This is a genomic window from Microbacterium sp. bgisy203 (genome assembly GCF_965345155.1).
Lineage (GTDB): Bacteria > Actinomycetota > Actinomycetes > Actinomycetales > Microbacteriaceae > Microbacterium.
Genome location: NZ_CBDRLZ010000003.1, coordinates 352,986 through 378,696, shown reverse-complemented (window position 1 = coordinate 378,696; position 25,711 = coordinate 352,986). Strand labels below are relative to the sequence as shown.

General features: G+C 70.6%; 23 protein-coding genes, 1 tRNA gene and 3 pseudogenes. 7 read left to right on the top strand and 20 right to left on the bottom strand.

The genetic code is table 11. The annotated features are described in order from the left end of the window. Positions 1 to 41 precede the first annotated feature (41 nt). From ACRVYW_RS07640 to ACRVYW_RS07605, 8 genes and pseudogenes are all read right to left on the bottom strand, one after another. A complete protein-coding gene (locus tag ACRVYW_RS07640; RefSeq protein ID WP_431803254.1) occupies positions 42 to 524 on the bottom strand; it encodes a hypothetical protein in 483 nt (160 codons plus the stop codon). A 510-nt stretch (positions 525 to 1,034) separates the two neighbouring features. Beyond that, the gene (locus ACRVYW_RS07635) at positions 1,035 to 1,271 is read right to left on the bottom strand and encodes a helix-turn-helix domain-containing protein (RefSeq protein WP_431803252.1); all 237 of its coding nucleotides are present in this window, start codon (positions 1,269 to 1,271) and stop codon (positions 1,035 to 1,037) included. Continuing rightward, positions 1,271 to 1,747, bottom strand: a complete 477-nt coding sequence (locus ACRVYW_RS07630) for a DUF2975 domain-containing protein (RefSeq protein ID WP_431803250.1) — start codon at positions 1,745 to 1,747, stop codon at positions 1,271 to 1,273. Before ACRVYW_RS07630 ends, ACRVYW_RS07635 begins: the two co-directional genes overlap by 1 nt. A gap of 119 nt (positions 1,748 to 1,866) precedes the next feature. Beyond that, complete coding sequence (locus ACRVYW_RS07625) at positions 1,867 to 2,715, bottom strand: PhzF family phenazine biosynthesis protein (RefSeq protein ID WP_431803248.1); 849 nt, start codon at positions 2,713 to 2,715, stop codon at positions 1,867 to 1,869. Next, complete coding sequence (locus ACRVYW_RS07620) at positions 2,712 to 3,230, bottom strand: hypothetical protein (RefSeq protein ID WP_431803349.1); 519 nt, start codon at positions 3,228 to 3,230, stop codon at positions 2,712 to 2,714. Before ACRVYW_RS07620 ends, ACRVYW_RS07625 begins: the two co-directional genes overlap by 4 nt. 255 nt (positions 3,231 to 3,485) lie before the next feature. After that, positions 3,486 to 3,581: pseudogene (locus ACRVYW_RS07615) on the bottom strand (DUF2510 domain-containing protein); the annotation flags it as partial. Beyond that, entirely contained in the window at positions 3,578 to 4,159 is a 582-nt protein-coding gene (locus tag ACRVYW_RS07610; RefSeq protein WP_431803246.1) for an isochorismatase family protein, read from the bottom strand. The gene ACRVYW_RS07610 and the pseudogene ACRVYW_RS07615, both read right to left, overlap by 4 nt. 39 nt (positions 4,160 to 4,198) lie before the next feature. Further along, complete coding sequence (locus tag ACRVYW_RS07605; RefSeq protein WP_431803244.1) at positions 4,199 to 6,547, bottom strand: MMPL family transporter; 2,349 nt, start codon at positions 6,545 to 6,547, stop codon at positions 4,199 to 4,201. Positions 6,548 to 6,622: 75 nt separating this feature from the next. Here ACRVYW_RS07605 and ACRVYW_RS07600 point away from each other — a divergent pair, with 75 nt between their 5' ends. Then, complete coding sequence (locus ACRVYW_RS07600; protein WP_431803242.1) at positions 6,623 to 7,531, top strand: EamA/RhaT family transporter; 909 nt, start codon at positions 6,623 to 6,625, stop codon at positions 7,529 to 7,531. A 19-nt stretch (positions 7,532 to 7,550) separates the two neighbouring features. On the opposite strand, the gene ACRVYW_RS07595 is transcribed toward ACRVYW_RS07600, so the two are convergent. Beyond that, the gene (locus tag ACRVYW_RS07595; protein ID WP_431803240.1) at positions 7,551 to 7,958 is read right to left on the bottom strand and encodes a hypothetical protein; all 408 of its coding nucleotides are present in this window, start codon (positions 7,956 to 7,958) and stop codon (positions 7,551 to 7,553) included. Between the two features lie 245 nt (positions 7,959 to 8,203). On the opposite strand from ACRVYW_RS07595, the gene ACRVYW_RS07590 reads away from it, so the two are divergent. After that, the gene (locus tag ACRVYW_RS07590) at positions 8,204 to 9,322 is read left to right on the top strand and encodes an alcohol dehydrogenase catalytic domain-containing protein (RefSeq protein WP_431803238.1); all 1,119 of its coding nucleotides are present in this window, start codon (positions 8,204 to 8,206) and stop codon (positions 9,320 to 9,322) included. A gap of 70 nt (positions 9,323 to 9,392) precedes the next feature. Here ACRVYW_RS07590 and ACRVYW_RS07585 read toward each other — a convergent pair. Beyond that, a tRNA-Thr gene (locus ACRVYW_RS07585) sits at positions 9,393 to 9,468 on the bottom strand. Positions 9,469 to 9,746: 278 nt separating this feature from the next. Between ACRVYW_RS07585 and ACRVYW_RS07580 the strand changes: the two are divergent. The 3 genes and pseudogenes from ACRVYW_RS07580 (at position 9,747) to ACRVYW_RS07570 (ending at position 12,454) form a co-directional block, all read left to right on the top strand. Further along, positions 9,747 to 10,651: pseudogene (locus ACRVYW_RS07580) on the top strand (MetQ/NlpA family ABC transporter substrate-binding protein). A gap of 112 nt (positions 10,652 to 10,763) precedes the next feature. Beyond that, positions 10,764 to 11,802: pseudogene (locus ACRVYW_RS07575) on the top strand (methionine ABC transporter ATP-binding protein). Beyond that, positions 11,795 to 12,454, top strand: coding sequence for a methionine ABC transporter permease (locus tag ACRVYW_RS07570; protein ID WP_431803236.1), 660 nt, complete (start codon positions 11,795 to 11,797; stop codon positions 12,452 to 12,454). The pseudogene ACRVYW_RS07575 and the gene ACRVYW_RS07570 overlap by 8 nt, the downstream one beginning before the upstream one ends. Positions 12,455 to 12,493: 39 nt before the next feature. On the opposite strand, the gene ACRVYW_RS07565 is transcribed toward ACRVYW_RS07570, so the two are convergent. The 4 genes from ACRVYW_RS07565 to topA form a co-directional block, all read right to left on the bottom strand. Continuing rightward, positions 12,494 to 13,999 (bottom strand): alpha/beta hydrolase, encoded by a 1,506-nt coding sequence (locus ACRVYW_RS07565; protein ID WP_431803347.1) that lies wholly within the window; start codon positions 13,997 to 13,999, stop codon positions 12,494 to 12,496. Between the two features lie 68 nt (positions 14,000 to 14,067). Further along, complete coding sequence (locus ACRVYW_RS07560; RefSeq protein ID WP_431803234.1) at positions 14,068 to 15,222, bottom strand: DNA polymerase III subunit delta'; 1,155 nt, start codon at positions 15,220 to 15,222, stop codon at positions 14,068 to 14,070. 51 nt (positions 15,223 to 15,273) lie between these two features. Further along, complete coding sequence (tmk, locus tag ACRVYW_RS07555) at positions 15,274 to 15,906, bottom strand: dTMP kinase (RefSeq protein WP_431803232.1); 633 nt, start codon at positions 15,904 to 15,906, stop codon at positions 15,274 to 15,276. Further along, complete coding sequence (gene topA, locus ACRVYW_RS07550) at positions 15,906 to 18,644, bottom strand: type I DNA topoisomerase (protein ID WP_431803230.1); 2,739 nt, start codon at positions 18,642 to 18,644, stop codon at positions 15,906 to 15,908. Before topA ends, tmk begins: the two co-directional genes overlap by 1 nt. A gap of 74 nt (positions 18,645 to 18,718) precedes the next feature. Between topA and ACRVYW_RS07545 the strand changes: the two genes are divergently transcribed. Next, positions 18,719 to 19,477 carry an alpha/beta hydrolase gene (locus tag ACRVYW_RS07545; protein WP_431803228.1) on the top strand — a complete coding sequence of 253 codons (759 nt, stop codon included), beginning with the start codon at positions 18,719 to 18,721 and terminating at the stop codon, positions 19,475 to 19,477. 88 nt (positions 19,478 to 19,565) lie between these two features. Here the strand turns inward: ACRVYW_RS07545 and ACRVYW_RS07540 are convergent, their stop codons facing one another. From ACRVYW_RS07540 to ACRVYW_RS07520, 5 genes are all read right to left on the bottom strand, one after another. Then, positions 19,566 to 19,889: an Rv3654c family TadE-like protein gene (locus ACRVYW_RS07540; protein ID WP_431803226.1), complete on the bottom strand. Its 324-nt coding sequence runs from the start codon at positions 19,887 to 19,889 to the stop codon at positions 19,566 to 19,568. After that, positions 19,889 to 20,227, bottom strand: a complete 339-nt coding sequence (locus tag ACRVYW_RS07535) for a TadE family type IV pilus minor pilin (RefSeq protein ID WP_431803224.1) — start codon at positions 20,225 to 20,227, stop codon at positions 19,889 to 19,891. The genes ACRVYW_RS07540 and ACRVYW_RS07535 overlap by 1 nt, the downstream gene beginning before the upstream one ends. Next, positions 20,224 to 20,460, bottom strand: a complete 237-nt coding sequence (locus tag ACRVYW_RS07530) for a DUF4244 domain-containing protein (RefSeq protein WP_431803345.1) — start codon at positions 20,458 to 20,460, stop codon at positions 20,224 to 20,226. Before ACRVYW_RS07530 ends, ACRVYW_RS07535 begins: the two co-directional genes overlap by 4 nt. Positions 20,461 to 20,558: 98 nt before the next feature. Then, positions 20,559 to 21,500 (bottom strand): type II secretion system F family protein, encoded by a 942-nt coding sequence (locus ACRVYW_RS07525; RefSeq protein WP_431803222.1) that lies wholly within the window; start codon positions 21,498 to 21,500, stop codon positions 20,559 to 20,561. Beyond that, a complete protein-coding gene (locus ACRVYW_RS07520) occupies positions 21,497 to 22,603 on the bottom strand; it encodes a TadA family conjugal transfer-associated ATPase (protein ID WP_431803220.1) in 1,107 nt (368 codons plus the stop codon). The genes ACRVYW_RS07525 and ACRVYW_RS07520 overlap by 4 nt, the downstream gene beginning before the upstream one ends. Before the next feature lie 427 nt (positions 22,604 to 23,030). Between ACRVYW_RS07520 and acs the strand changes: the two genes are divergently transcribed. Further along, positions 23,031 to 24,995 carry an acetate--CoA ligase gene (gene acs, locus ACRVYW_RS07515; RefSeq protein WP_431803218.1) on the top strand — a complete coding sequence of 655 codons (1,965 nt, stop codon included), beginning with the start codon at positions 23,031 to 23,033 and terminating at the stop codon, positions 24,993 to 24,995. 46 nt (positions 24,996 to 25,041) lie between these two features. Here acs and ACRVYW_RS07510 read toward each other — a convergent pair whose 3' ends face one another. Further along, entirely contained in the window at positions 25,042 to 25,632 is a 591-nt protein-coding gene (locus ACRVYW_RS07510) for a TetR family transcriptional regulator (RefSeq protein ID WP_431803216.1), read from the bottom strand. Positions 25,633 to 25,711: the final 79 nt, after the last annotated feature.

Sequence of the window (25,711 nt, the reverse complement as noted above, 5' to 3'; positions counted from 1 at the left end):
ACTTCAGTCCGTCATATGGAGCCGAGCCTTGCGCGCACCCGCTAGTTCTCCGGCGCGCGCTCCAGCGTCACGATCGCGTGGCAGTTTCGACATCGGACGTCGCACTTCGCCACCTCGGCTTCCGGGGCCACGCGGCTGAAGCCTTCCTTGACCATCCGCATGACATCCTTCCGCTTCTTCAGGGCAGGACGATGATCGAAGTCAAGCACTCGGATGTCGTCGGTGCCACAATCGACGCACGGATGCCGGAAGAGATACTCCGCAAGGAACGCCTTGAGCTCCCGTCGACGTCTGGCTGTCCGTTCGACGATTGTGCGCACGTGCTTCTCACGGTTTTCCGCGTAGTAGCGTCGCGAGGCTTCGCGATTGCAGTCGCGACATGCTTCCTGCAAACCGTCGGTGCGGGCGCGCTTTCGGTTGAATGCTGCGCACGGCTTCTGGATTTTGCACATGGAGCATCGTTTGGAAGTCTGTGGCGAAACAGTCGTCGACGGCGTCACGCTGTCGCTGGGTGCGGTCGGCATAGCTCCTGACTATCAGGACCTACCGACACTCGCGGTGGTGCCCCCACAGGGGCTCGAACCCTGGACCCACGGATTAACCTGCTGCACTGGGCTTTCCCCAGCCACCGATACGGCTTGCAGTCTGGACTATATCTTCACCTTCGGCCGAGCCGGTCAGGTGCGCCGCGTGTAGTCTCTGAGGTTCCCTGGCGGTTACCTGCTGATTACCCAATCCCTCGGATTGTCACTGCCGGAATGAATCCGGCGAGTACCTCGGGCTCTCAGGGCGTCCCAGCATATAGCGGCGGTCATCCGACGTATTTCGACGCCGGCGCTCCATCTTTATTGTGTTGAAGTCCGTTGCTCTAACCAACTGAGCTATAGGGGCTCCACCAGCCTACCAAGTCACGTACAGGCGTTGTCGCGCCCGCGTTCCGGACGGAGGCGCACCTCCTACCCTGTGGTGGCGATGTCCGGCCGCCGGAGACCAGCGACGACGGCGCAGAAATCGCGATCGCACCGGCTCCGGCGTCACGCCCGTGAGCCTGCCGGCGCCTCAACGACGTCCGGTTCCCACCGGAGGATGTCGCCGGGCTGGCAGCCCAAGACGCGACAGATCGCGTCGAGCGTCGTGAACCGCACCGCCTTCGCACGCCCGTTCTTGAGCACCGAGACGTTGACGGGCGTGATGCCGATGGCGACGGCGAGGTCGGAGACACTCATCTTCTTGCGGGCGAGTTCGACGTCGAGGTCGACGATGATCGGCATCACACCACCTCCGCCATCTCCTGACGGAGCGACGTCGCCTGCACGAGAAGCCCGCGCATGACGAACACCACGAGGGCGAGGCCGGCGAGGGTGATGAGCGCCAGCATCCCCATGAGGGCAAGGAACGGGCTGCCGGCTTGCGCGTCGCTGATCACCGTCATCCCGACGACGACGATGACCCCGGCGACGACGAGGGAGGCGATGATCGCGTCGACCCAGCGGAACGACTGCGGGGCGAAGACGGTGTCGTGGAAGACGAACGTCAGAAGCCTCCAGACGCACACGAGGATGACCTGGCCGCTCGCCAGCAGCGCGGCGACGAGCAGGATGCCGGGGACCTGGAGCTCGGAGAACTCCGGCGCCGTCCGCGCGAGGCCCGCAGCGATCATCGGGACCAGCAGCGTCTGACACCCCACCAGTGCGGCGAACAGGAGAACGATCAGTGCTTTCGTCACCCCGATGAGCGAAGACCCCATGCGCGTTCCTCTCGTTTATCGTTGTTCAGATATCGATAAACGATAGATGCTCCCTGGTGTCGACACAAGGTGCGCGTGACTCACGCTGCGACGTGAGAAAGGGGATCAGTGCCGCAGGGTCACTCCATCGCCACGGCGTAGCCCGACACGACGATGCCGCCCTCCGCGGGGATGTCGACCGTCAGCTCACCCGGTCGTCCGACGTGGGCACCCTGCTCGATGATGATGCGGCCGGGCACCGGCACCGCGCCGAGGTCGCGCAGATAGGCGCCGAAGGCGGCCGCTGCGGAGCCGGTTGCGGGATCCTCCGTGATACGGCCCACGGGGAAGAGGTTCCGGGCGGCGAAGCGACCTCGCGCGAGGCGGTGCGCGAGGGTGATCGTCGCGGGCCAGCCCCGCTCATCCATCAGAGCGCGGACGGCATCGGGGTCGAACGTGAACCCGTCGAACACGTCGCGATCCTCGAGGACGATCACGGGGTGCGGGTTTCCAGCATCCGCGAGGCGAGGTGGCAATGCATCATCGAGCGCGTCCTGATCCAGCCCCACGAGCGTGAGGATGCCGTCGAGGTCGGCGCCGGGCAGGTCGCTCACCCGCGGAGCGACGCTCGTGAACGCGGCCCGGACGCCCCCGGCATCCGTCGACACGGCGATGTCCACAGGCCCGACCGGCGTCGCGAAGCGGATCGCACCGGCGGCATCCGCTCGTCCCCGCTCGGCGAGCGCCACGGCGGTCGCGATGGTCGCGTGTCCGCAGAAGGGGACCTCGGCGATCGGCGAGAAGTAGCGGATCGCCACCGCCCCGTCAGCGGTCTCCCCCGTGACGAACGCGGTCTCGGCGAAATCGACGTCGGCGGCGACGCGCTGCATCTCGGCATCCGTCATCGCCCCCGCATCGAGCACCACGCCGGCCGGGTTCCCGCCGCCCGCCGACGTCGCGAAGGCCGCGTACCGGAGCACCTGCGTCACGCGTACAGTCCGCCGATGCGCGTGATGATCGTTCCGGCGAGGTTGACGGCCCAGATGACGACCACGACGGTGCCGATGACGGTTCCCCCGATCCAGACCCATAGCGGCGTCCAGCCTCCCGCCACGGTGCGACGGCGGAGCACGACGGCGCGGCCGATCATGTAGACGGCGGCGCCGGGGCTCGCGAGCGCGAAGAACGACCACGCCCAGTGGAAGGGCTGCACGACGCCGCGCCGGCGGAGCTCTCGCCAGTCGAGCCAGGAGAACACGATGAACGCGGCGATCGCTCCCCAGCTGATGAACGAGATCCAGAGCGAGGCCACCTGCCACTGCAGAACGTCGGAGGTCGCCCTCGGATCGCTCGCCGAGCGGACGAGGATGTCGATGTACTCGTTCCAGTCGATCAGGAAGATGCTGAAGAACGGCACGATGCTCGCCGCGATCGCGAGCCACACCCACACGGTGTTGGTGTCGACATCGGCCTTCGGCGCCGCGGGCGCATAGGCCGGTGCCACGGGATAGGACGGTGCCACGGGATAAGACGGGGCTGCGGGATATCCCGCCCCGCCGGGATGGGCGACGGCCCCCGGGACGGTGGCCGCAGGGGGCGCGGGTGCCGCAGGGGGCGCGGGTGCCGCAGGGGGCGCGGGTGCCGGGGCCGCTGGGGCGTACTCGCCGTACCGGGGCGCCGGCCGCACGTCGGGTGTCGGCTCGGGAGCCGTGACCAGAGGCGACGGTGGCGCAGCGGGCACGGACTCGGTCGCGGGAGGGACGGGGCAGGCATGCGCCGTCCACTGGGCGCCGTCCCACCAGCGCTGGCGTGCCGGATCGGACGGGTCGGGGTACCAACCGGCCTGAGCGCTCATGCGGATGCCTCCACGTCCGCGCCGGCGGCGGCGAGTTCGGCGAGCGCAGCCTCGGACGATTCGGGCGCCACCCCCGCGATGAGATCGGTGAGAACCCGCACCTGCAGACCTGCGGCCACGGCATCCAGCGCCGACGCGCGGACGCAGTAGTCGGTCGCGATGCCGGTCACGTCGACGTCGGTGACGGCGTGCTCGGCGAGGAGCTCGGCGACCGTCTTCCCCTCCTCGGTCGTGCCCTCGAACAGGGAGTAGGCGGGCTTCCCTTGCCCCTTCTTGACCTCGGCGGTGACGGCGGAGGTGTCGAGCTCCGGGTCGTAGGCGGCCCCCTCGGTGCCGGCGATGCAGTGCACGGGCCAGGTGTCCACGAAGTCGGGGGTTCCCTCGAGGGCGATGTGCCCGCCGTTGTCGGAGTCCGGGTCGTGCCAGTCACGCGATGCGACGATGAGGTCGTACTCCCCCGCGTGCGCGGCGAGGTGAGCGGTGATGCCCGCGGCGACCGCGTCACCTCCCGCGACGCCGAGTGCGCCGCCCTCGGTGAAGTCGTTCTGCACGTCGACGATGAAGAGGGCTCTGGTCATGCTCCGAGGCTATCGGCTCCCGTGCGCGGCGCGCGGTGTTCACACCTCCGGAGATCCGGTGCGTGCGCGGCGCAGGGACCGGCGTGTCGCCTTCTCGGGAGCCGCATCTCCGGAGTTCTGAACGTCCGGCGTCGAAGAGGCGTGCACAGGCGCGTGCAGCGCGGCGTGCGCCTCCACCGTCGGGATCCCCGGCTTCGACAGGCGCGACGGCCACCAGATCGCACGCCCGATGTCGTACGACAGCGCCGGCACGAGCAGAGAACGCACGACGAACGTGTCGAGCAGCACCCCGAAGGCGACGATGAACGCCAGCTGCGCGAGGAACAGGATCGGGATGACCCCGAGCGCCGCGAACGTCGCGGCGAGGACGAGCCCCGCCGACGTGATGACGCCGCCGGTGGCGACGAGTCCGCGCAGGATGCCGGGGCGCGTGCCGTGACGCAGCGACTCCTCCCGCACGCGCGACATCAGGAAGATGTTGTAGTCGACGCCGAGCGCGACGAGGAAGACGAATCCGTAAAGCGGCACCGCGGGGTCTGCGCCCGGGAAATCGAGAACGTGGTCGAAGACCAGGGCGCTGACTCCCAGCGCCGCCCCGAACGAGAGGATGACGCTCGCGGTCAGCAGCACCGGCGCGAGGATCGAGCGCAGCAGCAGCATGAGGATCACGAGGATCACGGCCAGGATCACCGGGATGATCACGGTCCGATCGCGGATCGAGGTGTCGTTGGTGTCGACGTCGATCGCGGTCGGCCCGCCCACGAGCGCCGTGCCCTCACCGAGCTCGTCGGAGAACCTCGTGCGGAGGTCGCGGATCGTGTCCTCGGCGGCAAGCGAGTCGGCCTCGTCGCTCAGGGTCGCCACGAGCAGCACGTCGCCGTCAGAGACCGTGGGCTCGGCCGCCGGGGTTCCGGGAGGGCCGGCCTGCGTGTAGACCGGGGCCCCGTCCTCGACGGTCACCTCCAGCTGGCCCGAGAGCGCATCCTGCGAGACCGCCGCGACGCTGTCGATACCGTCGGCCTCGTCGAGCACGCCCACGGCATCCGCGACCCGGTCCTCGGGCACGATGACGTAGGCGGGGCTTCCGGAGCCCGCCGGGAAGTGATCGGCGAGGACGTCCTGCCCGTCGCGCGCCTCCGACGCGCCGAGCACGAGGTCGCTCTGCGGCACGCCGTCGGCCTTCAGTTGCAGAACACCCGCGGATGCCGCGAGCAGCACGACCGTCGTGATGATCCACACCGGGCGCGCGTGCCGGGCGATGAGGCGCGCCTGACGCGCCCAGAAACCCTTCACCGGGGCATCCGGGTTCTCGACCAGCGCCTCTGCGGCATCCCCCGTGTCGCGGAAGTCCGCGGCTTCCGGAATGAACGGCCAGAAGGCCGCGCGCCCGAAGATCGCGAGGAGCGCCGGAAGGAAGGTGAGGGCCGAGAGCACGGCGAAGACGATGCCGATCGAGGCGATGGGGCCGAGCGCCCGGTTCGTCGCGAGGTCGCTCAGCAACAGGCACAGGAGCCCGGCGATGACGGTACCGCCTGCCGCGACGATCGGCTCGAACGCGCCGCGCCAGGCGCTCAGCGTCGAGTCCCACCTCGTCTTCCCGCGCGCGATCGCCTCGCGGTAGCGTGCGACGTAGAGGAGCGCGTAGTCGGTCGCGGCGCCGATCACGAGGATGAAGAGGATGCCCTGCACCTGCCCGTTGAGGACGAACACCCCCGCCTTCGCGAGCCACCACACGGTGAGGAGCGCGACGCAGAGCGCGAACGTCGAGGTCATGAGCACGAGGATCGGCAGGAGCGGCGAGCGGTAGACGATCACCAGGATTACGAACACCGCGCCGAGGGCGACGGCGAGGAGCAGCCCGTCGATGCCGAGGAATCCGGCGACGAGGTCGGCGGTGAAGCCGGCGGGGCCCGTGACCCAGGCATCCAGGCCGTCCGGCAGGTTCTCGGCGATGCTCCCGCGCACCGCCTCGACCGTCTCCCCGACGTCGCCCGACGACTCGATCGGGACGAACAGCTGCACGGCCTCTCCGTCGTCGGACGGCAGCGCGGGCGAGATCTCCCCCACCCCCTCGACGGCGCCGATCGTGTCGGCGAGGTCGGTGACGTCGGCGAGCTGTGCCTCCGTGAGCGCGCCGTCTCCCGTAATCACGACGACGGCGGGGATCGTGTCGCCGCCGGTGAAGTCGGCCAGCCGCTCCTGCACCTGCGTCGACTCCGCCGAGGACGGCAGGAAGCTCGACTGGTCGTTCGTGGCGACCTCGTCGACCTTGCCGAAGTACGGCCCGCCGATCGACCCGCCGACCAGCCAGATGAGGATGAGGAGCACCGGGATGCCGATGCGAAGCCACCGCGAGGGCGTGGACGACGAGCGAACGCGAGAGGTCATATCGCTAGCTTAGCTAGCAATTTGCGCGATGCGCATCTGGAAGTCATGAGTCCGCCCGCCGGATAGGCTCACGCCATGGTCCCCGCCGCTCTCGCGTTCGTCGGCGCGCTCGTCTACGGCTCCGCGGACTTCCTCGGGGGACTGGCCGCACAACGGCTCCGCGCGGTGGTCGTGACATCGATCTCGGCCGCCGCCGGCACGGCGCTTCTCGCCGCGCTCCTGCTCGTCGCCGGCGGGACGCCCACGTCCGCGGACCTCGTGTGGGGCGCCCTCTCCGGCGTCGCGGCCGCGATCGCCATCTCGTTGCTTTACGGCTGCCTCGCCCTCGGGCCGATGAGCGTGCTCTCCCCGATCACCGCGGTCGTGTCCGCCCTCGCCCCCGTCGCGTGGGACGCGGCGACCGGCGGCGCACCCCTCGGCGCCGGGGCGCTCGCGGGGCTCGCCCTCGCGGTCGTCGCGATCGTGCTCGTCGCGTTCCTGCCGGGCCGAGCGCGCCCGCGTCCCTCGTTCCGGGCTCTCGCGATGGCCGTCGGGGCGGGGCTCGGCATCGGAGCCTTCGTCATCCTCCTCGACCAGATCTCACCGGCTGCAGGGCTTGCGCCCCTCGCGGCAGGGCGGGCACTCAGCGCCATCCTCACCGGCTCCGTCGCGCTCGTCATCGTCGCCCTCGCCGTTCGCGCCGGCCAGACGCGATCGGGTGCCCTGCGGCCCCCGGTCGAGGGCGTCGAACCTGATCCAGGGCCACTGCGCACCGCCGTCGTCCTCACGGTCGCCTGCGGGCTCGCCGTTGCATCTGCCAACGCTCTGCTGTTCGCGGCGCTGCGAGCCGGAGAGAGCCTGTCGGTCGTCGCGGCGCTCACCGCGCTCTATCCGGCCGGCACGGTCATCCTCGCGGCGCTCGTGCTGCACGAACGACTCGTCCCTGCGCAGTGGGTGGGACTCGCGCTCGCGCTCGTCGCCGGCGTGCTCCTCGCCGTCGGCTGAGGATCCGCCGCCAGCAGGGTCAGCCCCGCGCGAAGTACAGGACCCAGCTCGCGACGAGACTCAGGATGCCCAGAGCCGCCATCCCCGCTGCCGCCCAGACGATCCGGCGGAAGCCCGGAGGGCGATGGGTGAGCCGCATCCGTCCGCTCCACCCGTGCCGGTACCAGATCGTCGCCTCGTCGCGCCCCGACAGCGCCTCGGCCTCCGCCGGGGTCGCGACCGCGCGGTTTGCGTCGCCGTCGGCGTCGTACCACCGGACGACGGTGTCATCGCCCTCGCGGTCGACGAACGCCGTCGCGGAGAGCCAGGTTCCATCCGCCGCCCACAGCGCGACGAGGACGACGATCAGCGCGACCGCGCCGCCGAGGCCGATCCAGGTGAAGATCTCGAGCAGGATGTCGACGCTCGCGGGGGCGGACGCGTTCATGCGTCCCCCGCGCGGCGGGCGACGGTCGAGCGCATTCCTGCGTCGGAAGTCATGGGTGAATCCTCATCCTGTTCCCGCGGAGCCGTCGCGTCACCGCCTGCACCGTCGAGAGCCCCAGCAGCGTTGTCAAGCGAGTCTCGCATACGCGGCGCACTCGGAAGAACGGTACCGTGATGGAGGCTCAGGGCCGGCAGCTCATCGCGCCCTCGCCTTCCGGCCGACGCCACATCGAAGGGTGCGAAGCAATGACGAGGACCATCCGCGGCGCCGTCCTCACGCGCATCGGCGCCGAACCGCCGTACGCCGGGTCGGCGCCGCTCCGGATCGAGGAGCTCGAACTCGATGACCCGCACGCCGACGAACTGCTCGTGCGCATCGAGGCGGCCGGCGTCTGTCACTCCGACCTCTCCGTGGTCGACGGCAATCGAGTGCGGCCGGTGCCGATGCTCCTCGGCCACGAAGCTTCCGGCATCGTCGAGCAGGTCGGCGAGCGGGCCGCCGCCGACGGCTTCTCCGTCGGCGACCGCGTCGTGATGGCGTTCCTGCCGCGCTGCGGCGAGTGCGACGGATGCCGCACCGGCGGCATCATGCCCTGCACCCCCGGCACGGCGGCGAACAACGCGGGCTTGCTCCTCTCCGGCGGTACGCGCCTGCACCGGCCGGACGGCGAACGCGTTTCGCATCATCTCGGCGTGTCCGGCTTCGCGACCCACGCCGTCGTCGACCGTCGCTCGGCCGTCGTCGTCGGCTCGGACGTGCCGCCGGAGGTGGCGGCGATCCTCGGGTGCGCGGTCCTCACCGGGGGCGGCGCCGTCGTCAATGCCGGCGCCGCGAAGCCGGGTGACGACATCGCGATCGTCGGCCTCGGCGGCGTCGGCATGGCCGCGCTGCTGACCGCCGCATCCCTCGGGCACGGACGTGTCACCGGCATCGATGCCGTCCGCTCCAAGCTCGACATCGCACGCGCGCTCGGCGCGGACGAGGTCTACACCCCCGACGAGGCGGCCGAAGCAGGCATCCGGGTGCCCCTGGTCGTCGAGGCGGCCGGGCACCCCCGGGCGTTCGAGACCGCGTTCGCGCTGACCGCCCCCGGCGGGCGCACCGTCACGGTCGGGCTGCCGGCGCCATCGGCACGCTCCGAGATCTCCCCTCTCACCGTCACCGCCGAGGCGCGGACGATCGTGGGGTCGTACCTCGGTTCGGCGGTCCCGTCCCGCGACATCCCCGGCTACGCGCAGCTCTGGCGCGAGGGGCGCCTGCCGGTCGAGCGCCTGATCTCCGCCCGCATCGCGCTCGACGACATCAACACCGCAATGGATGCCCTCGCGGACGGCTCTGCCCTCCGCCAGGTGATCGTCTTCTGACGCCGCACCGACACCGCACGAACGCGAAACGGCCCCGGTGATCCGGGGCCGTTTCGTCGTGGTTCTTTCGTGGAGCCGCCCAAGGGAATCGAACCCTTGACCTTTTCATTACGAGTGAAATGCTCTGCCGACTGAGCTAGGGCGGCGCATGACGCGACGCGCCGTGCACGATCATCGATCCTACAGGACCGGGAGAGGTCCCGCGAACCGTCACGGTCGCCGGCGCGGAGCCCGGCGCGCGGCGGCGTCCCCTCGCCCCACCCTCGCGACAAGGTGTCCGCGTGTTACGCGCAGATTTCGGCGGACTGTGAGCCGCTCGTACGGTCGGAGAGGCACTGCGACGAGGCGAGCGTGAGACCCGACCGCGGTGATCATGCGAGCGCAGTGTCCGACCCAAGAGGCCCGACACAAGGAGCGCACCACCATGCCCAGCAAGAAATCCCTCATCGCCGTCGCGGCGGCCCTGCCCCTCGCCCTCCTGCTCGGCGCGTGCGCGTCGGGCGGCGGCGACACCGCCGGGAGCTCCGACGACGGTGCGACGACCGAGACCGTCAAGATCGGCGTCGTCGGCGCCGGCGACCCGTACTGGGAGACCTTCACCGAAGCCGCGGCCGACGAGGGCATCGACGTCGAGATCGTGAACTTCGACTCCTACGACCAGCCCAACCCGGCCCTCGCGGCAGGCGAGCTGGACCTCAATCAGTTCCAGCACATCATCTACCTCGCAACCTACAACGTCGCCGCGGGCGAAGACCTGCAGCCCATCGGTGCCACCGCGATCTACCCGCTCGGCCTCTACTCGACGAAGTACGACGACGTCGCCGACATCCCCGCCGGCGAGACGATCGCGGTGCCCAATGACGAGTCGAACCAGGCGCGCGCCCTGCTCGTCCTGCAATCGGCCGGCCTCATCGAACTGAAAGACGGGGGTCGATCTTCTCCACCGTCGCCGACATCGAGGACTCGTCGAAGGTGAAGGTCGAAGCGGTCGCGGCCGACTTCACCGCCTCGTCCCTCCCCGACTTCGCCGGCGCCGTCGTCAACAACGACTTCGTCGCCAAATCCGGTCTCACCAGCGACGAGCTGCTCGCGCAGGACGACCCCGCCGACGAGTCGGCGTTCCCCTACATCAACATCTTCGCCGCGAAGGCCGAGGATGCCGAGAACCCGACGTACCTGAAGCTTGTCGAGATCTACCAGGACACGAAGGCCGTCCAGGACGGCGTGCTCGAGGCATCCGGCGGCACGGGCGTGCTCGTGAAGACTCCGGTCGCCGACCTCGTCGCGTCGCTGAAGAAGACCGAAGAGAGCATCCGCTCCCAGCAGTGACACCGGTGCGTGCGGCCCGTCCCCGGTCACCCGCGGGGCGGGCCGCGTACGCGTGCCCGGATGTCCCCACGCGTCCGGACCGACCCACCGATGCTCTCCATAAGGACTCTTCATGACCCTCATCCGCCTGCACGGCGTGACCAAGACCTTTCCCGCCGCAGATCGCAGCTCGGCCCCCGTGACGGCCGTCGACGACGTCACCCTCGAGATCGCCGCCGGGGAGATCTGCGGCATCATCGGCTACTCCGGCGCCGGCAAGTCGACCGTGCTGCGCCTCGTCAACGCCCTCGAAGTCCCCACATCGGGCAGCGTCGAGATCGACGGTGTCGACATCACGCGCCTGGGCGAGCGCGACCTCCGGGGCGCTCCGCGGGGACATCGGGATGATCTTCCAGCAGTTCAACCTGTTCGACTCGCGGACGGTCGCCGGCAACGTGGCGTACCCGCTGGAGGTCGCCGGGCGTCCCCGCGCCGAGATCCGCGCGCGTGTCGACGAGCTGCTCGCGTTCGTCGGCCTCGCCGACAAAGCACGAAATCGTCCCGAGCAGCTCTCGGGAGGACAGAAGCAGCGCGTCGGCATCGCCCGCGCGCTCGCGACGAACCCCCGCATCCTCCTCGCCGACGAGGCGACGAGTGCGCTCGACCCCGACACCACCGCCGACGTGCTCGCGCTGCTGCGCCGCGTGAATACGGAGCTGGGCGTGACGATCCTCGTGATCACCCACGAGATGGATGTCATCCGCACGCTCGCCGATCGCGTCGTCGTGATGGAGGACGGACGGGTCATCGAAAGCGGCACCGTGTTCGACATCCTCTCCGCCCCCGCCCACCCCGCCACGGCGCGGTTCGTCTCGAGCATCATCGAAGACGTCCCCTCCGGCGACGACCTGGCGACGCTCCACGCCCGTCACCCCGGCCGCCTCATCACCCTCGATGTCCGTGAAGGCACGACCACCCAGGCTGACGTGTTCGCCGAGCTCGCCGCCCACAGCGTGCGGTTCGAAGTCGTGCACGGCGGCATCAACGACATCCGCGGGCGAGTGTTCGGTCACCTCACCCTCGCCGTGACCGGTGAGGCGGATGCCGTGGCGCGCGCGATCGCGGGCGCCTCCGCCTACGCCGACCTGACCGAGGAGGTCACCCATGGATAGGCTCGTCGACCTGTTGCCCGAGCTCTGGGACGCGACCGTCGAGACGCTGTACGTCGCGACCACCGGGCTCATCCTGGGCGGGTTCGCCGGACTCGCCCTCGGCATGGCGCTCTATGCGACGCGCCCGGGGAGTCTCTTTCCGAATCGGACCGTCTTCGGGGTCCTCAACGTGATCGTGAACACGTTCCGTCCGATTCCGTTCATCATCCTGCTTGCGGCGGTGCAGCCGCTCGCGCGCGGGCTGGGACTTCCCGGCATCGGAGCGCCGTTCGCGATCTTCGCCATCACCATCGCGTCGCTTTTCGCGATCAGCCGCATCGTGGAGCAGAACCTCCTGACCGTGCGGCCGGGCGTGATCGAAGCCGCGCGCGCTGCGGGGGCGAGCCGCTCACGCATCCTCTTCCGTCTCATCCCCCGCGAAGCGCTCGGTCCCCTCATCCTCGGCTACACGTTCGTCGTCGTCGCCCTCGTCGACATGACCGCGATGGCGGGCGCCGTCGCCGCCGGAGGACTGGGAGAGTTCGCGATCAACTACGGCTTCAAGCAGTTCAACCCGTGGGTGACGTGGGCGGCCGTCCTCGTGATCGTCGTCATCGTGCAGGCCGTGCAGTTCGCCGGGAACGCACTGGCCCGCCGGGTGCTCCGCCGCTGACGGAGCACCGGAGCGAGCCTCGCCCTGCGCACGCATCGATCAGCGCGCGCAGGTGAGACCGTCCTGAGGAACGGTGCCTTCGAGCAGGTACTGCTCGACCGCGTCGTCGACGCACCGGTTGCCCTTGTTGTAGCCGGTGTGACCCTCGCCCTCGCGGGTGACGAGCACGCCGGACGAGAGCTGCTCGGCGAGCGACACCGACCACGCGTACGGCGTCGCCGGGTCGTTCGTCGTACCGACGACCACGATCGGCGCAGCGCCCTCGGCGGCGATCTTCTCCCGCACGCCCGTCGGCGGGAAGGGCCACGATTCGCATACGTCGACGCCGTCCCAGTACGGCGCGATCGTCGGGGCCTTCTCCGCGATGAGCGCGTCGGAGGCATCCTTGTCGGCCTGCGAGGTGTCCACCGGGTAGTCCATGCAGTTGTATGCACGGAAGGCCTCGGTCGAGTTGTCCTGGTACAGGCCCTTCCCGATGCGCCCGTTGTAGAAGTCGGCGAGCTGGAAGGCGACGTCCGGGTCTCCGGTGAGGGCGTCGGAGAGCGCCTGGCTGAGGTAGCTCCAGCTGTCTTCGGAGTAGAGCGCGGCGATGATGCCCGTCATGAGCGAGTCGGCGCCGAGCATCCGTCCGTCGGATGCCTTCAGCGGCTTCGCGTCGACGCTCGCCAGCAGTGTCGCAAGGTCGTCCATCGCGTCGTCCACCGAGCCCGTGAAGGGGCACCCGCGCCCGTCGAGGCAGTCGGCCATGTAGGCGCGGAGCGCCGACTCGAACCCGACGGCCTGCGTCGTGCCGACCTCGAGCCCAGACACCGACGGGTCGATCGCGCCGTCGAGCACGAGACGCCCGACACGCTCGGGGAAGAGCTTCGCGTACGTCGCCCCGAGGAAGGTGCCATACGAGTAGCCGAGATAGTGCAGCTCGCGGTCCCCCAGCACGGCCCGGAGCAGGTCCATGTCGCGCGCCGCGTTGTCCGTGGTGATGTCGCCCAGGATGCCGTCGGAGTTGGTTTCGCACGCGGCGACGAACTCCTCGTTACGCTCGGTCAGCTCGGCGCGCCAGCCGTCCGACCCGCGCGGGTCGGCGGGGATGTCGTAGAGGTAGGCATCCATCTGCGTACCGTCGAGACAGCTCACCGCTGTCGACCGCCCGACACCGCGCGGGTCGAACCCGATGACGTCGTACGCATCGAGGAGCGGCTGTCCGACGGCGAACGACGCGGAGTCGGCGATGAGATCGTAACCACTGGCCCCCGGGCCGCCGGGGTTGGTGAGGAGGGAGCCGATCGCGTCGCCGGAGGAGGCGGCTCGACGGATGACGGCGAGCTGGATCGTCTCGCCGCGGGGATCGGACCAGTCCAGCGGCGCCGTGACGCTCGTGCAGTCGTAGCTGCCGGCGTCGGAGCCGTCGCACGCCGACCAGTCGAGCGGCTGCGCGTAGAAGTCCTCGAAGCCGGCGGGGGCGCCGTCGACGTCGGGCTCTCGGCTCGGCGCCGGAGTCGGCGACCCGTCCGGCGGGATCGCGGCATACAGGCATCCGGAGAGCATCGTCGCAGCCAGCACGAGGCCGGCCGCGGCGACCGCGACACGTCGGAGGGGGGAGCGTCGGAGAGTGTTCACGGGGTCCTTCCGCTGGCGACGGTGATGAGCAGGCTCTCGAGGGCGAGGGCCGGGGCCGCGTTGCCTTCGAGGTTCGTGCGGGTCGCTGAGATCCGGTCGAGCACGGTGAGCGTGCGTTCGGGCGTCCAGGCGGCGGCAAGTCCTTCGAGGTCGGGCGCGAGCTCGCGGTTGATGAGGTCGCCCGACTGACCGAACTGGATCATGAGCGTGTCGCGGAACATCGACTCGAGGTCGGTCAGCACACGGTCGAGGCCGTCGCGGAGGCTCCGCGTCGCGCGACGCTTCTGGTCGTCTTCGAGGGCGTTCAGCTGGCCGCGGACGGCGGGCGGCACGGCGGCGCCGGGGGCGACGCCGAGAGTCCGCAGGAGCGCCTCGCGCTCGGCCTCATCGCGCTCTGCGGTGAGGGCTTTGGCGTCTTCGGTCGCGAGTTGGACGATGCGGGCGGCGGTCTCGACGGCGGTTCCGACCCCGCGGACGGCGAGCACGCCGCGGAGCGTCTCCTCCCGGCGGGCGCGGGCGTCGGCATCCGTCGCGAGGCGCACCGCCATGCCGATGTGACGCTGCGCGAGGCGGGCCGACTGCTCGGCGACGGCGGCATCGACGCCGGTGCGCGCCACGATGAGGCGCGCGACGTCCGCGACGTCCGGTTCGCGCAGGCGGAGCGTCCGCACGCGCGAGCGGATCGTCGGCAGCAGGTCCGCCTCGCTCGGGGCGCAGAGGATCCAGACCGTCCGCTCCGGAGGTTCTTCGAGGGCCTTCAGGAGCACGTTCGAGGTGCGCTCGACCATGCGGTCGGCGTCTTCCATCAGCATGACGCGATAGCGGCCGAGCGACGGCGAGAAGTACGAGCGCTCGACGAGGGCCCGCGCGTCTTTGATCGTGATGATGACGCCCTCGGTGCGGAGAGTCGTGAGGTCGGGATGCGTGCCCGCGAGCACCTGGCGCATCGCCGCCTCGTCACCCGGCTCGGCGATGAGCGCCGCCGCGAACGCCGCCGCGAGCGTCGAGCGCCCCGAGCCGGCGGGTCCCGTGATGAGCCACGCATGCGCGAGCTGCGCGGGGTCGGATGCCGCCGCCTGCAGCTGGGTGAGCGCATCGTCCTGCCCCCAGACATCGCTCCACGGGAGCGGGGAGGGGGCGACGTCGGTCATGCCGACCAGCCTAAGGGGTGGGTGCGACACGCCGGGGCGCGGGGCCGGGGGTCAGAGGAGGGCGGCGAGCCGGGCCTGGACGGCGGCGGCGAGGTCGGCGGCGGGCCGGGCCGCGTCCAGCACGAGGAAGCGCTCCGGCTCCGCGGCGGCGAGCCCGAGGAACGACTCGCGGACGCGAGCGTGGAAGTCGGCCTCTTCGGCCTCGAGGCGGTCGAAGGGCTTGTCGTCGGCGTCGAGACGCTCGCGCGCCGCCGCCGGGTCGAGGTCGAGCAGCACCGTCAGGTCGGGGAGGGCGCCCTCGGTCGCCCAGAGCGACAGGTCGCGGATCTCCCCGGCATCCAGCACACGCCCCGCCCCCTGATAGGCGACCGACGAATCGAGATAGCGATCCTGGATCACGACCTCGCCGCGGGCGAGTGCCGGGCGGACGAGGGTCGCGACGTGCTGGGCTCGGTCGGCGGCGTAGAGGAGCGCCTCGGCGCGCGGCGCGACCTCGCCGCGGTGGTACAGGACGATGTCGCGGACGAGCACCCCGACCTCGGTGCCGCCCGGCTCGCGCGTGCGGAGCGTCTCGCGGCCCTGCGCGCGCACCCACTCCTCGAGGAGCGTCGCCTGCGTCGTCTTGCCCGCGCCGTCGCCGCCTTCGAAGGTGATCCAGACGCCGGGCCGCGCCGCGGCCGCCATCACTTCTTCTTGGCGGCGGGCTTGCGCGCCGTCGACGTACGCCGGGTCGTGCGCTTGGGCGCCGGGCCCTTCGCGCGCTTGTCGGCGAGCATCTGAACGGCCACCTCGAACGTGATGTCGTCGGGCGTCTGGCCCTTCGGGATCGTCACGTTGGTCGTGCCGTCGGTGACGTAGGCGCCGAACCGGCCGTCCTTGATGCGGATCGGCTTGCCGCTCTCCGGGTCGGCCTCGAACTCCTTGAGCGAGGTCGCGGCACGGTTGGCGTACTTCGGCTGCGCGTAGATCTCGAGAGCCTGCTCGAGGGTGATGTCGAAGATCTGCTCCTCGCCCGAGAGCGAGCGCGAGTCGGTGCCCTTCTTGAGGTACGGGCCGTACGGACCGTTCTGCGCCGTGATCGGGGTGTCGGTCTCGGGGTCGACACCGACGGTACGCGGCAGCGAGAAGAGCTTGAGCGCGGTTTCGAGGTCGATCGTCTCGGGCGACATGCTCTTGAACAGCGAGGCGCGGCGGGGCTTGGGGGCCTCGACCTTCTTCTTCGCGGTGCGCTTCTTCGGGGCATCCGCCGCCTCTGGCACGGGCTCCGGCTCGGGCTCGGCGGGCAGCACCTCTTCGAGGTACGGACCGAACCGGCCATCCTTCACGACGATGTCGCGGCCGTTCTCGGGATTCTGCCCCAGCACGCGATCGCCCGCGACGGGCGCGTCGATGAGCTCGCGCGCCTTCTCCGGCGTGAGTTCGTCGGGCGCCAGGTCGGAGGGGACGTTCACGATCCGCGAGGTGCCGTCGCCGTTCGGGACGTCGAGGTACGGTCCGTAGCGACCGAAGCGGAGGGCGGCGACGTCGCCGATCGGTGTCGTGTTGATCTCGCGCGCGTCGATCTCGCCGAGGTTGTCGATGATGTTGCGGAGACCCACGTGGCCGTCGGAGCCGAAGTAGAACTCGTTCAGCCAGGCGACACGCTGCTGCTCGCCACGCGCAATGGCATCGAGGTCGTCCTCCATCGCGGCCGTGAAGTCGTAGTCCACGAGGTCCGAGAAGTGCTGCTCGAGCAGGCGCACGATGCTGAACGCGAGCCAGCTGGGGACGAGCGCCTGACCGCGCTTGGTGACGTACTCGCGGTTCAGGATGACGTCGATGATCGACGCGAACGTGGACGGCCGCCCGATCCCCTTCTCCTCCAGCGCCTTGACGAGGCTCGCCTCGGTGTAGCGGGGCTTGGGGCTCGTCGCGTGACCCTTCGGCTCGACGTCGCGGAGGTCGAGCACGTCACCCACCGCCAACTGCGGCAGCGACTGGTCATCGGCCTTGTCGGCGTCGTTGCGCTTTTCGTCGCGGCCCTCCTCGTACGCCTCGAGGAAGCCCTTGAAGGTGTAGACGGTGCCGGATGCCGTGAACGTCGCCGTCCTGCCGCCCGCTTCGGCGTCGAGGGTGACCGTGGTCGTCTCATACTTTGCGTCGGACATCTGCGAGGCGATCGTACGCATCCAGATGAGCTCGTAGAGCCGCGCCTCGTCGCGATCGAGGAGCGCGGCCACCGATGACGGACGGCGGAACTCCTCACCTGAGGGCCGGATGGCCTCGTGCGCCTCCTGGGCGTTCTTCGAGGTGTTGCGGTAGCTGCGCGGGTTCGGCGGCACCGCCCGGTCGCCGTACAGCGCGACGGCCTGAGCCCGCGCGGCGGCGACGGCCTGCGTCGACAGCGCCGTCGAGTCGGTGCGCATATAGGTGATGTAGCCCTTCTCGTAGAGCCGCTGCGCGACGCCCATGGCGTGCTTGGCGCTCATCGAGAGCTTGCGCCCCGCCTCCTGCTGCATCGTGGAGGTCGTGAAGGGCGGCTTCGGGCTGCGCGTGCCGGGCTTCGCCTCCACGCCGACGACCGTGATCTCGCCGGCCGCTTCGAGGGCGGCGGCGAGTTCCCGTGCCTCGTCCTCGCTGAGGACGACGACGGCCTTCTTCAGCTGCCCGGCATCGTCGAAGTCGGTGCCGCGGGCGAGCGGGGCGCCGTCGATGCGGGTGAGGCGGGCACCGAAGGCGTCGGCGGGCGCGGCGGGGGCGGACGCCCTGGCCTCGACATCCCAGTACGACGCGGAGACGAAGGCCATCCGCTCGCGCTCGCGGTCGACGACGAGACGGGTCGCGGCCGACTGCACGCGGCCGGCGCTCGTCCCCTGACCGACCTTGCGACGCGTGACGTCCGAAACGTCCCAGCCGTAGAGGCGGTCGACGATGCGGCGGGTCTCCTGGGCATCCACCTGCGCGAGGTCCAGCTCGCGGGGGTGCTCGACGGCCGCCTGGATCGCGTCGCGGGTGATCTCGCGGAACACCATGCGCTTGACCGGGACCTTCGGCTTCAGCGTCTCGTACAGGTGCCACGCGATGGCCTCGCCCTCGCGGTCGCCATCGGTCGCGAGGATGAGTTCGTCGGCGGTCTTGAGTGCGCGCTTGAGTTCGGCGACCGTCTTCTTGCTCCGGTCGCTCTCCGCATAAAGAGGAGTGAAGTCGTTCTCGATGTCGATGGAGTACTTGCCGACGGAGGTCTTCTTCAGCTCGGCCGGGATGTCCTTCTTGTCGGCGAGGTCGCGAATGTGTCCGACGGAGCTGAGCACCTCGTAGCCGTCGCCCAGGTATCCCTGGATCGACTTCATCTTCGTCGGCGATTCGACGATGACGAGCTTCTTGCCCTTGGAGGCGCTGGATGCCGCCGCTTTCGCGGTCGACGGCCGTGTGCTCTGAGCCACAGTGGCTCCTTTCTTCGATGCACACCATACACACGTGCCGCACATGAGGAGGCTGTGAGTGTCAGGATGAGCGCATGCCACGCCGCATGCGCATCTCGTATGGAGACGTGTCGCTCGCCGGGCGCGTGTATTCGCCGTCCGGTCGCGAGCGCGACGTGCTCCCGGCCGTCGTGATCAGTCACGAGTTCGGCTTGAACATGCTCTCCACCGCGCGCTACGCCCGTCGGATCGTGGACCTCGGATACCACGTCGTGCTCTTCGACTTCGCCGGTTCCGGTTCGGGGCGCAGCCGCGGCCGCACGTCGGTGGACATGTCGGTGCTGACCGAGAAGGACGACCTGAACGCCGTGCTGGATGCCGTCCGCGCGCGGCCCGAGGTCGACGCGGACCACGTCATCCTCGGTTGGTGCTCGCAAGGCGGCCTGGTGTCGGCCCTTGTCGCGGCCGAGCGTCCCGGCGACGTCGCGAAGCTCTTCCTCCTGTACCCCGCCCTGTCGATCCCCGACGATGCGCGCCGGGGAACGATCCTCGGGGTGCGCATCGATCCGAGCGATCCGCCGGCATCCTTCCGCGCGCTGTACGTCCGGCTGGGGCGACGCTACGTCCGCGACGCCCAATCGCTCGAACCGTGGCGCGAGATGACGCCGTACGTCGGCCCGGTGCTCCTGTGCCACGGGACGGCCGACCGGATCGTCGATTCGCGCTACTCGGCCGAAGCAGCCTCGCGCTACGCGCAGGCGGAGCTCCACCTGATCCCCGGCGCACGCCACATGTTCCTGCGTGCGGGTTTCGCCGAAGCGATCGGACACCTCCGCCGGTTCCTCGCCGTGTGAGCGCCGGCGCGCGACGGGGGCGGCGGGAGAACGGGCGGCGGGGAGGTAGGAGGCGACGCGGGCGACGCGATGTCCGAGCGGCCGGCCGTCAGGACCCCGGCGGCGGCCCCGCGCGCGCCCGCGCCTCGGCGGCGAACGGCCCGGCGCCGACACGCACGCGGACGGTGACGATCAGTTCGTCGAGCTCGCACGCGGCGAGGTCGGCGCCCGCGGCGCGGGCGACCTGGTCGGCCCGCTCGCACGGCACCCCCGAGACCGCCCCGCTCGCCGCATCGGCGGCGGCGAGCGCGGCGGCATCGGCGGCGCCCGCCGCGCGTGCCGAGCGGACCGAGGCGGCACCGACGGCGCTCACGCCGACCGCGAGGGCCGTCGCGACGGCGAGCGCGCCGACCGCGGCGGACAGGCCCGCCATCAGCGGCCCTCCGAGAGCGCGCACGACCGCGCACGCAGCGGAGGAAGCGGCAGGGGGACGCCGGCGGGGGCGCTCGCAGTGACGCACACGAGGTCGCCCTCGGTGGTCACGGCATCCACTCCCCCTCCGGCGACGGCGGCGACGATCCCCGTGGCGCGGCCCGCGTCTTCGCCGCGGGCGACCAGACGCGCTGCCTGTGCGGCGCCCTGCTCGAGCCGCACCTGACGGCCGGCGGCGGAGAGGCCGCCGACCGTCAGGGCGATGAGGAGGACGACGGCGGGCACGACGACGGCGAACTCCGCCGTCGCCGACCCGCGCTCGTCGCCGCGCACGCTCACGCCACCGTCAGCGCACGCCGGACGAGATCGGTGAGGATGCCGCGCACCTCATCTGAGCGCATGATGACCACCAGCAGCCCCGCGAACGCGACGGCCGCCATCGTGGCGACGGCGTACTCGGCCGTCGCGGCACCGGTTTCTTCGCCGTAGAGCGATGCGGCGCGACGACGCGTGAGGGGCGGAAGGGGAGGGAACGCGTGCGCGCCGCGCGGCGGCGCTGTGTGGTAGGGCACGGAGGGGAAGAGGGGGATGACGGTCATGGGTGACTCCTTCGTTTCTGTGATGGATGGGTGGGCACGTCGAGGCCAGCGCGCACTCATGGGAGGCGCGGTCACGGGAGGGCACCGGGCGGACCGGCGAGGGGCAGGAGCGAGCCCGAGCCGGCGAGCACCGAGAGGAGCATGGGCCCGACACCGAGCAGGAGGAAGGCGGGCAGAGTGCACAGCCCCATGGGCAGCAGGAGCCTCGCGCCGAGGCGCGCGGCTCCGAGGCGCCCCTCGGTGCGAGCGCGGCGTCGCGCGTCGGACGAGGTCGCCCGGAGGAGGTCGGCGGCGGGCGCGCCGGCGCGTTCGGACAGGTCGAGCACGTCGCCGGTCTCCGGCTCGGTGTCCCCACCTCCGGAGGCCTGGACGACCTCGAGCGCGCGGTCGACCGACACACCGCCCGACAGCGCGATCGCGACGGTGTCACCCTGGACACCGGGCAGGCCCGGAGCGGGCTGCGCACGCGCGACGAGCCGACGGCTCCAGCGTCGCGCCACGAACATGAGGCCGAGGCCGGCGAGCGCGCACGCGATGCCGGCAGGCTGGGTGAGGGTCGTCAGGACGTCGAACCCGAGGACGAATCCGAGGCCGATCGCGACGAGCGGAAGCCACCCCACGAGCCGCGCCGTCGCGGCGGGGTCGGCCAGCGCGACGGCGACGTCGTCACGGGTCTCCTGCGCCTCGCGCAGGGCGTCGGCGAATCGACGCAGACTGGGAGCGAGAGGGGCACCGACGGTCGCCGCGACGCGCCATGCGACGGCGACCTCCGCCCAAGCTCCCCCGCGCGCGGCGAGGAGGTCGCCGGTGTCGGCACCGGGAGGCGCCGCGACGATGGCCGCGGCCGTCTCCTCGCCCGATTCGGCGAGCAGCGCCCACGCGCGCGGGGGCGCGATCCCCGCTTCGAGGAGCACCGCGAGCCGCTGTACCACCGCGGCTACCGCAGACACGTCCTGCGCGCCGGCCTTCCCTGCGGCGGCGGCGCGTCCGGGGACCATGCGCACGGTGGTCATGTGAGCGCCTCCATCGCGAGCCGCCCCTCGGCGAGCGTCGGGCGCGCGAGCCCGGCGATGCGGCGGATGCCGTCGGCCGCGCGCTCGACGTGGACGACGGCGCCGATCGCGCTCACGACCTGCCGCGCGATCGCCTGATCGTTCAGACCCGCGAGCGCTCCGAGCGCCTCCAATCGCGCCGGCAGGTCGCGGATGCTCCCGGCGTGCACGGTGCCCGCGCCGCCCGCGTGGCCCGTGTTGAGCGCCGTCAGCAGTTCGCGCACCTCCTCGCCGCGGCATTCACCGACGACGAGCCGGTCGGGCCGCATCCGCAGCGCCTCACGCACGAGACGGGCCAGCGGCACCGCCCCGGCACCCTCGAGGTTCGGCTGCCGGGCCTCGAGTCGCACATGGTGGGGGTGGGCGAGTCGGAGCTCCGCGACGTCCTCGATCGTCACGATCCGCTCCGAGGGCGGAACTCGGCCGAGGAGGGCGGCGAGCAGCGTCGTCTTGCCCGCCCCGGTCGCGCCGGTGACGAGAAGGTTGGTGCGAGCGGCGACGAGGGCTTCGAGTCGGGCGGCCGTGACGGGATCGAACATCCCGCGCCGCCCCAGGTCATCGAGATCGGGCAGGTCGGTCGAGGGGAGGCGGATCGAGATCGCGGCGCCCGAGCACGCGACCGGCGGGAGCACGGCGTGCACGCGCGCGCCGTGCTCCCAGCGGACGTCGACGAGGGGCGCGCCGTCGTCGAGGTGCCGCCCGCCGATGCCGATGAGCGCGACGGCGAGGCGCCGCAGTTCGTCGGCCCCCGCCTGCCACCCGGTGACCTGCTCGACGCCCGCGCCGCGGTCGACGAAGAGGCCGTCGGTGCCGTTGACGAAGACGTCGGTGACCGCCGGATCGGCGAGCACCTCCCGGAGCGGATCGAGGGCGGGGTGATCGGGGAGCTCTCGGCGCTCCCGCGCGGTGGGGAGCGTCCGCGTCGGGGCCGTCGGGGTGAACGCGGCCGAGGGCGCGCGCGACGCGGCATCCGCTCGTTCGCGCGCAGGCGCAGTCTCCGCGGTCGTGACCGGTCGGCGGACGGCCTCGGGACTGCGACGACGGACGATGAACGGCTCGGACATGGCCACGACGGTAGGCGTCCGCCGGCGCCGGCGGCGAGCGCGATGCACAATCGGTGGACAGATTCCGAAATCGGCGGCCTGTGGAGAGGACGATGAAAAAGAGAAGGGCGGCATCCCATTGGGGGGAATGGGATGCCGCCTCACGCGATACCCGCCGGGGGGTGCGGTGCATCGCGACGCCAGAATCAAGAGTTCGGCCGGGATCGATCATAGGGGGCGATTGTGAGGGCGGTGGACAAAACCCGCGCATCGGTCCGATATATCGGTCCCGGGCGTGTCGGACCCACCCCCTACTATCGGCGGTAGTGCGGATTTCGGACGCTGTGGGTCAATGGCCTGGATCCTCCGAGAGCCCGGCTCCGCGGGAGATCGGTCCGACCCGCCCCACCCCTCCCCCGTGGAGGACCGCCGCAAAGGAGCGCGCATCATGAGCAGCCAGATCGACCACCTCTTCACGGAGGACCGTCGCTTCGCCCCGTCGGAGGACTTCACCGCCCACGCCGTCGCGACCGCCGCGCTGTACGAAGAGGCGGATGCCGATCGTGAGGCCTTCTGGGCCGACAAGGCCCGCGACCTGCACTGGCACACGCCCTTCACACAGGTACTCGACTGGTCGAACCCGCCGTTCGCGCAGTGGTTCGCCGACGGAGAGCTCAACGTCGCCTACAACTGCCTCGACCGTCATGTCGAGGCAGGCAACGGCGACCGTACGGCGCTGCTCTGGGAGGGCGAGCCGGGCGACGCGCGCGCGATCACGTACGCGGAGCTCACCGACGAGGTCAAGCGCCTCGCGAATGTCCTGACCGATCTCGGCGTCGAGGCCGGCGACCGCGTCGCGATCTACATGCCGATGATCCCCGAGGCCATCGCCGCGATGCTCGCCGTCGCGCGCCTGGGCGCCGTGCACTCCGTCATCTTCGGCGGCTTCTCGGCCGACAGCCTGCGCACCCGCATCGATGACGCCGGCGCGAAGCTCGTCATCACCGCCGACGGCGGCTACCGCAAGGGCCGCGTCTCGCCGCTCAAGCCCGCCGTCGACCAGGCGCTCGCCGACCGGGGCGCCGGGCCCCAGGCGACCGTCGAGCACGTGCTCGTCGTGAAGCGCACCGGCAACGAGGTGTCGTGGACGGAAGGTCGCGACCTCTGGTGGCACGACGCGGTGCCCGCAGCATCCGCCGAGCACGAGGCCCAGCGCTTCCCCGCCGAAAACCCTCTCTTCATCCTCTACACCTCGGGGACCACGGGTAAGCCCAAGGGGATCCTGCACACCTCCGGCGGATACCTGACGCAGGCGACCTTCACCAACAAGGTGGTCCACGACCTCCACCCCGAGACAGACGTCTTCTGGTGCACGGCCGACATCGGGTGGATCACGGGCCACTCGTACGTGACGTACGGCCCGCTGGCCAACGGCGCGACCCAGGTGCTCTACGAGGGCACGCCGGAGACGCCGCACCCCGGACGGTGGTGGGAGATCGTGGAGAAGTACGGCGTGACGATCCTGTACACCGCGCCGACGGCGATCCGCTCGTTCATGAAGCTCGGGCGCCAGATCCCCCAGCAGTTCGATCTCTCCTCGATCCGCCTGCTCGGTTCGGTGGGCGAACCCATCAACCCCGAGGCGTGGATGTGGTACCGCGAGATCATCGGCGCGGGCGTCGCCCCCATCGTCGACACGTGGTGGCAGACCGAGACCGGGTCGATCATGATCTCCGCTCTCCCCGGCGTCACCGAGACCAAGCCCGGCAGCGCTCAGGTGCCGATCCCCGGCATCTCGGTCGACGTCGTCGACGAGGAGGGGAACCACGTCGGCAACGGCAACGGAGGACTGCTCGTCATCACGAAGCCGTGGCCCTCGATGCTCCGCGGCATCTGGGGCGACCCGGAGCGGTTCGTCGAGACCTACTGGGAGAAGTTCCGCGACAAGGGCTACTACTTCGCCGGCGACGGCGCGCGCCTCGACGACGACGGCGACGTGTGGTTCCTCGGGCGCGTGGACGATGTCATGAACGTCTCCGGGCACCGCCTCTCGACGACCGAGATCGAGTCCGCCCTCGTCGGGCACGAGGCGACCGCCGAGGCAGCCGTGGTCGGAGCCTCGGACGAGACGACCGGTCAGGCGGTCGTCGCATTCGTCATCATCAAGCAGAGCTACCTCGACGCCCACTCCCCCGAGGGCCTTGCCGACGGGCTGCGCCGCTGGGTCGGCGAGCAGATCGGCCCGATCGCCCGCCCGCGCGACGTGTACATCGTGGGTGAGCTGCCGAAGACGCGCTCGGGCAAGATCATGCGGCGCCTGCTGCGCGACGTCGCCGAGGGCCGCGAGGTCGGCGACACGACGACCCTCGCCGACACCGCGGTCATGAGCGTGATCTCAGCGCAGGTCAAGTAGCGGCGGTCGCTGAGTGCCCCGCGCCGCTGATCGCGGTGCGGGGCACTCAGCGTGCGGGTGCACTCAGCGCCAGCATCCGCTCACGCACCGTGCGAAACACCGCGGGCTCGAACGGAAAGTCCCCGCCGTCTTCACCCACCAGCCGCATGACCTCGTCGCCGAGGGTGATGGAGAAATTCACGATCATCCGCGCTTCGGTGGCGTGATCGGCGTCCACGAGGCGAGCCGATGCCGGATGTGCATCGAGCCAGGCCTCGATCACGTCCACCAGTCCGGTGCGGCTTGTCCCGGCCGACCACGATACCGTCGTCGTCGTGCCCGGCTCCCGGGCGAAGAGCGCGAACCGCTTGCGTAGGAGCTCATCGTCGCCCTGCCCACGGACGGACTCCATCACGATCCGCGAGGCGGCGATCACGAGGTCGTCTCCGTTCGCCCGCAGAATGCGTTCGGTGAGCGCCGGGTCGTAGACCAGAGGGGATCCGAAGATCGCATGGTCGAGAGAGGGGAAGTAGTTGAAGAACGTGCTGCGCGAGACCATCGCCACCTCGCAGACGCGGTCGACCGTCACGGCGCCAACGCCTTCGTCGTAGGCGATTCCGACCGCGGCATCCTCCATGGTGCGACGCGCGATGCGCATCTTCTTCTCTCGGAGTCCTTCCGTCATCGCCGTCCCTCCTCGCCCTCGAGGCAATTGTAGGTCAACCTTCTTGGCTTGC